Genomic DNA, 8,380 nt, shown 5'->3' on the forward strand with positions numbered 1-8,380 from the left:
CGGAATCTATCATGGCATCTGCCGCGCGCTCATGCTTTTTGATGCTTTTTGGTTAAAAGTTGTAATTCCCTGTCAACCGAAACCCGCCAGTTATTTGCCGTTTCCTATCGACAAAGGTCGTACCGGATGACATACAATCCGCCGGTTTGTGCGCGGCCCTCATTCCGGGGGCGTGACTGGGAGGTCGCGACCCTGTCCGGGGTTCGCGGCAGCAAGACAAGAAAGAGGACGGACCATGCAGATTGGGATCCCCGCGGAAACTCTGGCTGGCGAGACGCGTGTCGCTGCAACACCGGAGACCGTGAAGAAGTTCGCAGCCCTGGGCTGTGAGGTGTTGGTGCAGGCTGGTGCCGGCCTGGCATCGAGCGCCACCGATGCGGCCTATGAGGCCGCCGGTGCCAAGGTGGTGGCCACCGCCGCCGATGCTCTGGCCAATGCCGATTTCGTGCTCAAGGTCGCGGCCCCGACCGCCGAAGAGGCCGCGCTGATGAAGCAGGGTGCCACTGTGCTGGCAGCCTTCGCGCCGCACGCCAACCCCCATTTCGACGCCTATGCCGCCAGGGGCCTGACCTGTGTGGCCATGGAGCTGATCCCGCGCATCACCCGCGCCCAGAGCTCGGACATCCTGTCGTCGCAGGCCAACCTGGCCGGCTACAAGGCCGTGCTGCTGGCTGCCAACGAATACGCCGGCCTGTTCCCCATGATGATGACCGCCGCCGGCACCATCAAGCCGGCCCGCATCGTGGTGCTGGGCGTCGGCGTCGCCGGCCTCCAGGCCATCGCCACCGGCAAGCGCCTCGGCGCCGTGGTGGAGGCTTCGGACCTGCGTCCGGCCGCCAAGGAGCAGGTCGAGTCGCTGGGTGGCCGCTGGCTGGACGTGCCGATGTCGGACGAAGAGAAGGCCAAGGCCCTCGGCACCGGCGGCTACGCCTGGCAGCCGTCGCCGGAGTACATCCGCGACCAGGCCGCCGTGGTCGACAAGGCCGTGTCGCAGGCCAACATCGTCATCACCACCGCGCAGATCCCGGGCCGCAAGGCGCCGGTGCTGGTGAAGGCCGAGACCGTGGCGAAAATGAAGCCGGGTTCGGTCATCATCGACATGGCCGTCGGCTCCGGCGGCAACGTGGAAGGTTCCGCCCCGGACCAGACCGTGGTCACGGAGAACGGCGTGCGCATCGTCGGCATCAGCAACATTCCGGCGCTGGTGGCCACCGAGGCCTCCGCGCTCTATGCCCGCAACCTGCTGAATTTCCTGGCGCCCATGCACGACAAGGAAAGCGGCCGCATTGTCCTCAATCGCGAAGATGACATGGTGAAGCCGACGCTGGTCGTCGACAGCGGCACCGTCATCTACAAGAAGCCGAACTGATCCCGGGAGTTCCGCAAATGGAAGAAGTCATCAACATCACCAGCCAGGTGACAGAAGTTGTCGAGCACGCCGCCGGCGTGCCGTTCGTCAGTGTCTTCACGATCTTCGTGCTGGCCATCTATGTCGGCTACTACGTGGTCTGGAGCGTCACCCCGGCGTTGCACACCCCGCTGATGGCCGTGACCAACGCCGTCTCCGGCATCATCGTGGTCGGCGCCATGCTGCAGGCCGTCACCTTCGACGGCCAGATCACCTTCACCACCGTTCTCGGCGCTGTCGCCGTTCTTCTGGCGAGCATCAACATCTTCGGCGGCTTCGCGGTCACCGAACGCATGCTCGACATGTTCAAGAAGAAGAAGTAAGGAGCCGATCCGATGGATTCTTTTGTCAACAGCATCGCGCAATACGCTGACTGGGCCTACCTGATCGGCGCTGTCCTGTTCATCCTGACCCTGCGTGGCCTGTCCGGTCCGAAGACCGCGATCATGGGCAACCGCTACGGCATGGCCGGCATGGCGCTGGCCATCGCCACCACGTTCTTCGTGGCCCCGAGCCCGGCCATCGGCCTGATCGTCGGCGCCATGGTGCTGGGTGCCGTCATCGGCATCTACCGTGCCCGCACGGTGCCGATGACGCAGATGCCGGAAACCGTCGCGCTGATGCACTCGCTGGTCGGCCTGGCCGCCGTGCTGATCGCCGTCGCCGCCGTCTACAACCCGGACTTCAGCAAGGACGGCATCCACCGCTTCGAGCTGTTCGTGGGCTGCTTCGTCGGTGCGGTGACCTTCACCGCCTCGGTGATCGCCTGGGGCAAGCTGTCCGCCAAGCTCGGCGCCAAGCCGCTCAAGGGCGTCTGGGTGAAGCCGGTGCAGGCCGCGCTGTTCCTGGCCATGGTCGGTTTCGGCATCGACTACTTCATCACCGAGTCGGTCGAGTCGTTCCTGATCATGACCGCCATCGCGCTGGTGTTCGGCTACTTCTGGATCGCGCCGATCGGCGGTGGCGACATGCCGGTCGTGGTGTCGCTGCTGAACTCGCTGTCGGGCTGGGCCGCCGCCGGCATCGGCTTCACGCTCAACAACTCGATGCTGATCATCGCCGGTTCGCTGGTGGGTTCGTCGGGCGCCATCCTCTCGTACATCATGTGCAAGGCCATGAACCGCTCGCTGCTGAACGTGCTGTTCGGCGGCTTCGGCTCGGCCGCTGCCGCTGCCGGTGGCGATGACGGCAAGGAAAAGAACTACAAGTCCGGTTCCGCCGAAGACGCCGCCTTCATGATGGCCAACGCCGATTCCGTGGTGATCGTGCCGGGTTACGGCCTGGCCCAGGCCCGTGCCCAGAACGCCGTCAAGGAACTGGCCACGGTGCTGAAGGCGCAGGGTGTCAACGTGCGCTACGCCATCCACCCGGTGGCCGGCCGCATGCCGGGTCACATGAACGTGCTGCTGGCCGAAGCCGACGTGCCCTACGAGGACGTCTGCGAAATGGAAGAGATCAACAGCGATTTCGCGTCCACCGACGTGGTGCTGGTGATCGGCGCCAACGACGTGGTCAACCCGGCCGCCAAGGATGACCCGAGCTCGCCGATCTACGGCATGCCGATCCTGGAAGCCCACCGTGCCCGCACCGTCATGGTGATCAAGCGCTCGATGGCCACCGGCTACGCCGGCCTGGACAACGACCTGTTCTACCTCGACAAGAGCATGATGGTCTTCGGCGACGCCAAGAAGGTGCTGGAAGACATGGTCAAGGGTGTGACGGGCGGCGGCCACTAAGGCTGGCTCGCTGTCAACCCCTACGAAGGGGCATTGGCCGAAAGACCAATGCCCCTTAATTTTTTCTCCGTTCTGAATCACGGAGGAAAGACATCATGAACAAGCTCCTCGCCGCATCCCTGATGACCTGCATGGCGGCGACCGCGCACGCCGAGCAGGCCGCTTCGCCCTGGTCCGGCCTGTTCGGCGCCGCCGCCAACATCGCCGCGCAGAAGGCCGGCCTGGGCAACAATGCCGCGGTGCAGCAGGCCGCTGCGGCCGCGGTCAATGCCAATGCCGGACTCGGCAATGATCCTGCGACCATCCAGCGCAACCTCGCGCTGGCGCTCGCCGCCCAGGCCCAGGCCAGCGGGCAGGCGCTGAATCCGGCACAGCAGAAGGCGCTCAGCGATGCGCTGGCGAGCAGTGGCGCGCAGTCGCTGACGCTGGCGCAGCAGCAGGCCCTGCTCAAGCAGGGCATGACGCCGCAGCAGGTCCAGGCACTGGCCCAGCTGCAGTCCATGAACGGTGCCCAGCTGCAGGCGCTGGCCCAGGCCCAGGTGAATTCGCTGACGCCCGAGCAGCGTCGGCAGTACGAGGCGGCCCAGGCACAGGCCATCGCCCAGGCACAGCTGCAGGCGCAGCAGGCGGCGGCAGGTCCCTGCCAGCCGGTGGCGCAATCGAAGAGCGGTGGCCTCGGCGGCATGTTCGGCAAGATGGCCGGCGGCATGCTGAAGTCCGGCCTGATTCCGGGTGTCAGCGCGGAAACGGCCAACGCCGCCGCGCAGCTGGCCGAGAACGCTGGTGCCATGGCGGACTGCGTGCCGGCAAACTGATCGCTCGCGCGTGGTCATGGACGGGCTGCCGGCTGTGCCGGCGGCCCGTTTCCTTTTCCGGCTCAGGTGCGCCGGCTGCGGCGCAGCATCATGGCCAGGCCGTTGCTGACCGCGAGCAGGCCCATGCTGGCGGTCACCGTGACCAGCGAGCCGTAGCCGGCGCAGTTGAGGCTGCTGCTTTCGCACAGGCCGGGCGGGGTGACGATGGGCTCGTCGGAGTACACGCAGGTGATGTAGAACGGCTTGCCCGGCTCTTCGGGGTAGCCGTGGTGCTTGCGCAGGCGCTTGCGCAGCCGGGCCAGCAGCGGGTCCTGCTCGGTGCGCGCGAGGTCGTCGACCTTCAGGCGCGCGGGGTCGATCTTGCCGCCGGCGGCGCCGCAGACCACCAGCACATTGCGGTGGCGGCGGGCGTGCAGCACCAGCGTCAGCTTGGCGCGGGCATCGTCGCAGCAGTCGAAGATCATGTCCGGCTGCGGGTTCAGGATGTCGCCGGCATTCTCCCGGGTCAGGAAGTCATCGACCACGGTCACCTGCGCGCGCGGGTTGATGTCGCGGATGCGTCCGGCCAGCACCTCGGCCTTGCCGCGGCCGAAATCCGGCGTCAGCGCCTGCAGCTGGCGGTTGACGTTGGAGGCGACCACCACGTCCATGTCGACCAGGGTGATGCGGCCGATGCCGTTGCGGGCCAGCGCCTCGACCACCCAGGAGCCGACGCCGCCGACACCGACCACCACCGCGTGCGCTTCGCCGAAGCGTGCCAGCGCGGCTTCGCCGTAGACGCGGCCGACACCGGCGAAGCGGCGGTCGCCGTCATCGTCAGGCTGGGCATCGTCGGGCTGGGCGGGCAGGGTGTTCACGGGCGGACTGGCTCTGGGCTGGCGGGGCGGACGCATTATACAGGCTGGCTGCGTCGCCGGTGACCCGGCAGGCCCCCCGCGGGCCCGGAGCGGAAAGCAGGCTCCGCTGCCGGGCCTGAGGTCTCAGGTGTCGTCGCGGGCCTCCGCCACCGGCGGTGCCATGAGCAGGTACATCACCGGTGTCACCAGGCGGGCCAGGAAGGTCGACGAGATCAGGCCGCCGATGATGACCCAGGCCAGCGGCGAGTACAGCGGCGAAGCCTGCACGGCCAGCGGCAGCAGGCCGCCGATGGCGGTCAGCGAGGTCAGCAGGATGGGCAGGAAACGGATTTCGCCGGCCTCCTGGATCGCCTCCAGCAACGGCCGTCCCTGTTGCCGGAGTTGGTTGGTGAAGTCGACCAGCAGGATGGAGTTCTTGATCTCGATGCCGATCAGCGCGATGAAGCCGATCATGGCGGTGAACGAGATCGACTGTCCGGCCAGGAACAGCGCCACCAGCCCGCCCATGATGCCGAGCGGAATCACCCCGGCCACGATCGCGGTGCTCTTGAAGCTGCCGAACTCCAGGATGAGCACGGCGAGGATGCCGAAGATGGCCACCAGCGCCGCCGTCTCGATGCCGCCGAAGCTCTCCTGGCGCGCCTCCACCTGGCCGCCGATCTTGTAGTGGTAGCCGGCCGGCCAGGCCATGGTTTCGAGCTTCTCCACCACCGCGGCGGTGACCTTCTCGGTGTTGTAGCCGTCCACCGTGTAGGCGGTGACCGTGACCGCGCGCTGGCGCTGGTAGCGCGGAATCTTGTTGGGCGCCGACGACAGCTGCGGGCTGGCGATCTGGCTCAGCGGCAGGGCGGCGCCGCTGGCGGTGGCGAGATGGATCTGCGCCAGGCTGTCGAGGCGGGCGTGGCCGTCCTGCAGCGGCAGGCGCAGGCGGATGTCGAACTCGTCGCCATCGGCCTCGCGGAACTTGCCTATGCTCTCGCCGGCGATGGCCAGGCGCACGGTGCGGTCGACCTCCTGGGTGCTGATGCCGTACAGCGAGGCCTTGGTGGTGTCGAGGCCGAGGTCGAGGTCGGTGCGCTGCAGGCGCACCGGGTTGACCACGTCGCGGGTGCCGGCCTGCTGCTTGATCAGGTCTTCGACCTGTCCGGCGAGGTCGCGCAGGCTGTCGATCTCCGGCCCGAGGATGCGGATGGCGATGGGTGCGTCGATGGGCGGGCCGTTCTCGAACGGCTTGACGATGATGCGCGCCGCCGGATAGTCGGCGAACTCGCGGCGCAGGCGCTGGTAGAACGCCGGCGTTTTCACGCTGTCGTATTCGTGCAGGGTCACGAACAGGTCACCGATGTTGGAGCGTGTCTCCTTGGGGAAGACGTTGTAGAAAATGCGCGGGTTGCCACGTCCGCTGTTGGCGAACACGGTCTTCACCTCGGGCGAATCAAGGAGGATGCGCTCGACATGGCGCACGGCGCGGTCGGTCTCCTCCAGCGCGCTGCCATCCGGCGTCTCCACGCTGATCAGCACCTGCGGCACGTCGGCGTTGGGGAACAGGCTGACGCCCAGGCCCGGCACCAGCAGCAGCGTGGCCAGGAAGCCGGCGCCGGCCAGCCCGAGGGTCTTGCGCGGGTGCGTCAGCGCCCATTTCAGCAACGGCCGGTAGACCGTGTGGATGCCGCGCATCACCGCCTGCAGCAGGCGGTTGCCTTCCGGGTGCTCGTTGCTGGACAGCCAGCGGCTGGCCAGGAAGGGAATGATGGTGAACGACACCAGCAGCGAGGCCAGCACGGTGAAGGTCACCGCTGCCGGCAGCGAGCGGATGAACTTGCCGGCGCCCTCGGGCAGGAAGAACAGCGGCAGGAAGGCGAACAGCAGGGTGGCGGTGCAGCCGAGCACGGCGAGGTAGATCTGCTTCGTGGCCAGGATGGCCGCCTGCGTGCGGCTGTAGCCCATGCGCAGGAAGCGCGCGATGTTCTCGGTGACCACGATGGAGTCATCCACCAGCAGACCGAGCGCGAGCACGAAGCCGGCGATGGAGAGCTGGTTGAGCGAGAAGCCGCTGAAATAGAGCATGGCCATGCCCATGGCCATGGACAGCGGAATCGACACCATGACCACGCCGGCGGCGCGCAGGCCCAGCGGCAGCAGGGTGAACAGCACCAGCCCGATGGCGATGACGAAATCGGTGGCCAGGCGGCCGAGGCGGTGATCGACGTTGGTCGACTGGTCGAAGCCGACCTCCAGGCGGTAGTCCGGCGACAGTCCTGCGCGGAAGCGCTCGACTTCCTGCATCAGGCCGTCGCGCACCTTGAAGATGTTCTGGTTGTCCTTCTGGTTGACGGTGATGAAGATGGCCTGCCGGCCCTGATAGCGGGTGCGGTGCGACTCCTCGGCGTAGTCCCAGCGCACTTCGGCGACATCCTTCAGGCGCAGCACGCGCTGGCCGCTGCTGGCGATCACGGTGTCGCGGATCTCGTCCAGCGACTTGTAGCTGCCGGTGGTGCGGATGTTGAAGCGGCGCGCGCCGGCCTCGATGGCCCCGCCCGGGATGTTGGCGTTCTCGCCCTGGAGGATCTGCGCCACCCGGCTCGCCGGCACCTGGTACTGCGCCAGCCGTGCCAGGTTCAGCGAGATCTGGATCTCCGGTTCGGCCAGGCCCCAGATGTCGACGTCGCGCACGCCGGCGACCTGCTCCAGGCGGTCCTGCAGGTCCTCGGCGAGGTCGCGCATGGCGCGCGGCGAGCCGTTGGGGCCCACCAGCGCCATCTGCAGGATATTCACCAGGCCCGGACTGGCCTTGATGATCTCCAGCGAATGCAGGCCCGAGGGCAGCTGCGGCCGCATGGCGTTGATTTCGCGCAGGGCCTCGTCGTATTTCTTCTCGGCGTCCTTGCTCCAGTCGAATTCGGCGCTGACCACCGCCAGGCCGTCCTCGCTGATGCTGAGGATCTTCTTCACGTCATCGATGCGGTTGATGGCGTCTTCCAGCGGGTCGGCCACCAGCTTTTCCATGTCCGCCGGGTCGGCGCCGGGGTAGACCGCGACCACCGTGACCACGGGAATGGGGAAGGTCGGGTCTTCGCCGCGCGGAATGTTCTGCCAGGTGTGCCAGCCCAGCGCGGTCATGAGGAAGAACATCACCAGCGTGAACTGGAAGTTGCGTACGGAAAAGGCGGCCAGGCGCATGGTGGGCTCCGGTCAGGGGCAGGGCGGGCGGGGTCAGGGCAGGATGCGCACGGGCTCGCCCGGGCTCAGCCAGGCCGCGCCTTCGCTGACCACGCGCTCGCCGGCTTCCAGGCCGGCGAGGACCTCGATGCGCTCGTCCTGCAGGCGGCCGACCCGGACCTGGCGCAGCACGGTCTTGTCGTCCTTGCCGATGACATAGAGCGACGCCTGCTCGCCGTGGCCCTCGAGGATGGCGCCGACCGGCACGGTGAGCGCGCTGCCGGCCGCTTGCCGGCGCGCGATGCGGGCTTCGCCGACCTGGCCGGCGATGTAGCGCAGGCCTTCGATCGGCGGCAGGCTCAGGGTGGCGCTGACGGTGCCGGTGCGCGGGTCGCTGGCGGCGCC

7 protein-coding genes are annotated in these 8,380 nt (G+C 67.4%); 4 read left to right on the forward strand and 3 right to left on the reverse strand.

Annotated elements, in window-relative coordinates; genetic code table 11:
- Positions 1-235: 235 nt before the first annotated feature.
- From C5O18_RS03925 to C5O18_RS03940, 4 genes are all read left to right on the forward strand, one after another.
- The gene (locus C5O18_RS03925) at positions 236-1,369 is read left to right on the forward strand and encodes a Re/Si-specific NAD(P)(+) transhydrogenase subunit alpha (RefSeq protein ID WP_105191651.1); all 1,134 of its coding nucleotides are present in this window, start codon (positions 236-238) and stop codon (positions 1,367-1,369) included.
- Between the two features lie 17 nt (positions 1,370-1,386).
- Complete coding sequence (locus C5O18_RS03930) at positions 1,387-1,731, forward strand: proton-translocating transhydrogenase family protein (RefSeq protein ID WP_105191653.1); 345 nt, start codon at positions 1,387-1,389, stop codon at positions 1,729-1,731.
- 12 nt (positions 1,732-1,743) lie between these two features.
- The gene (locus C5O18_RS03935; RefSeq protein WP_105191655.1) at positions 1,744-3,144 is read left to right on the forward strand and encodes an NAD(P)(+) transhydrogenase (Re/Si-specific) subunit beta; all 1,401 of its coding nucleotides are present in this window, start codon (positions 1,744-1,746) and stop codon (positions 3,142-3,144) included.
- Positions 3,145-3,239: 95 nt separating this feature from the next.
- Complete coding sequence (locus C5O18_RS03940) at positions 3,240-3,959, forward strand: hypothetical protein (protein WP_105191657.1); 720 nt, start codon at positions 3,240-3,242, stop codon at positions 3,957-3,959.
- A 62-nt stretch (positions 3,960-4,021) separates the two neighbouring features.
- Here C5O18_RS03940 and C5O18_RS03945 read toward each other — a convergent pair whose 3' ends face one another.
- From C5O18_RS03945 to C5O18_RS10355, 3 genes are all read right to left on the reverse strand, one after another.
- The gene (locus tag C5O18_RS03945) at positions 4,022-4,807 is read right to left on the reverse strand and encodes a tRNA threonylcarbamoyladenosine dehydratase (protein ID WP_241146730.1); all 786 of its coding nucleotides are present in this window, start codon (positions 4,805-4,807) and stop codon (positions 4,022-4,024) included.
- Positions 4,808-4,939: 132 nt separating this feature from the next.
- Positions 4,940-7,996: an efflux RND transporter permease subunit gene (locus tag C5O18_RS03950; protein WP_105191661.1), complete on the reverse strand. Its 3,057-nt coding sequence runs from the start codon at positions 7,994-7,996 to the stop codon at positions 4,940-4,942.
- Between the two features lie 33 nt (positions 7,997-8,029).
- The coding region (locus tag C5O18_RS10355) for an efflux RND transporter periplasmic adaptor subunit (protein ID WP_420884469.1) at positions 8,030-8,380 on the reverse strand (351 nt) is incomplete at its 5' end.

This window comes from Amnimonas aquatica (assembly GCF_002943415.1).
GTDB lineage: Bacteria > Pseudomonadota > Gammaproteobacteria > Pseudomonadales > Moraxellaceae > Perlucidibaca > Perlucidibaca aquatica_A.

What these genes read in the sequence shown, in the direction of transcription:
- C5O18_RS03925 (WP_105191651.1), top strand. Translation starts at nt 236, where the DNA reads ATGCAGATTGGGATCCCCGCGGAAACTCTGGCTGGCGAGACGCGTGTC.
- C5O18_RS03930 (WP_105191653.1), top strand. Translation starts at nt 1,387, where the DNA reads ATGGAAGAAGTCATCAACATCACCAGCCAGGTGACAGAAGTTGTCGAG.
- C5O18_RS03935 (WP_105191655.1), top strand. Translation starts at nt 1,744, where the DNA reads ATGGATTCTTTTGTCAACAGCATCGCGCAATACGCTGACTGGGCCTAC.
- C5O18_RS03940 (WP_105191657.1), top strand. Translation starts at nt 3,240, where the DNA reads ATGAACAAGCTCCTCGCCGCATCCCTGATGACCTGCATGGCGGCGACC.
- C5O18_RS03950 (WP_105191661.1), bottom strand. Translation starts at nt 7,996, where the DNA reads ATGCGCCTGGCCGCCTTTTCCGTACGCAACTTCCAGTTCACGCTGGTG.